This window comes from Rhizobacter sp. P3_B12 (assembly GCF_056402895.1).
The window spans coordinates 1-1,044 of record NZ_JBFUGN010001468.1 but is presented as its reverse complement, the minus strand read 5'-3'; the positions used below and the strand labels follow the sequence as shown (position 1 = coordinate 1,044).

Genomic DNA, 1,044 nt, shown 5'->3' with positions numbered 1-1,044 from the left:
GAGTTGCCTCGACAGAACGAGCCCGATACCGGTCCCCTCCACGGTGGACGATTCAGCCCCCAGGCGGTTGAACGGCTCGAAGAGGCTCGCGAGTCGATCGGCAGCGATCCCGTGCCCTGTGTCGATGATTCTCACGACGCAGTCGGCACCGCAGACCTCCCAGGTCAGCGTGATGCGACCACCCGGCTTGTTGTATTTGACGGCGTTGCTCAGCAAATTGACGAGCACCTGCCGAAGGCGAACCGGGTCCGCCTTGACTTCGATGTCCTTCGCGCAAGCGGCCGCCACGATGCTTGCCTCGGCATCGCTGTGCCCGCTGACGACGGCGGCGGACAGGAAGATCTGGATACCGGCTGCTGTCACCAGGGGCGACACCATCGCGGCGGCTTCCTCGACCACCTGAAGCAGTCGCACGGCCTCAGTCGAAACCGCCATCCCCCCGGATTCGATTCGTGAGAGATCGAGCACATCGTTGACGAGTGCCAGAAGGTGGGCGCCGGAATTCTCGATGTATTGAACGCGTTCGAGCTGGCCGACGGAAAGCGGCCTGGAGGCGTCCATCCGGAGCAGCCTGGAGAAACCGATGACCGCGTTCAGCGGCGTGCGCAACTCGTGGCTCATGCGTGAGAGGAACTCGGTCTTCGCTCGGTTGGAGGCCTCCGATGCTTCGCGAGCGCGTCTCTCGGTGTCTGCCGACCGCCTCGCCGTCACGTCTCGCAATACGATCGTCGTCAGCGCTGAACGCTCGGTTTCCAGTCGCGAGAGTGACGCCTCAGCCGGGAACCCGGCGCCCTCCTCACGCGCTCCCTCGAGTTCCAGAAGGGCCTCGGAAGTCGTCGGCACCAAGGGGACGGCCGCCCCGTCAGGCAGTCTCATGAACCGGTCGACCGATGTCCCCAACGCCTCGGCAGCGCTCACGCTGAAGAGTCTCTCCGCGGCACGATTGAAGAGGACCACCGTTCGCTGGTCGTCCACCGTCACGACGCCGTCGGTCACCGCATCGATCAGTCGTTCCATGCGGAGCTCGGCCGCCGCCTGGAGGCG

The 1,044-nt window shown here is 65.0% G+C and carries 1 protein-coding gene; it reads right to left on the bottom strand.

Going from position 1 to position 1,044, the window contains the following annotated elements; translation table 11 throughout:
• The coding region (locus tag AC1D01_RS36145) for a PAS domain-containing sensor histidine kinase (RefSeq protein WP_477874554.1) at positions 1–1,017 on the bottom strand (1,017 nt) is incomplete at its 3' end.
• Positions 1,018–1,044 lie beyond the last annotated feature (27 nt).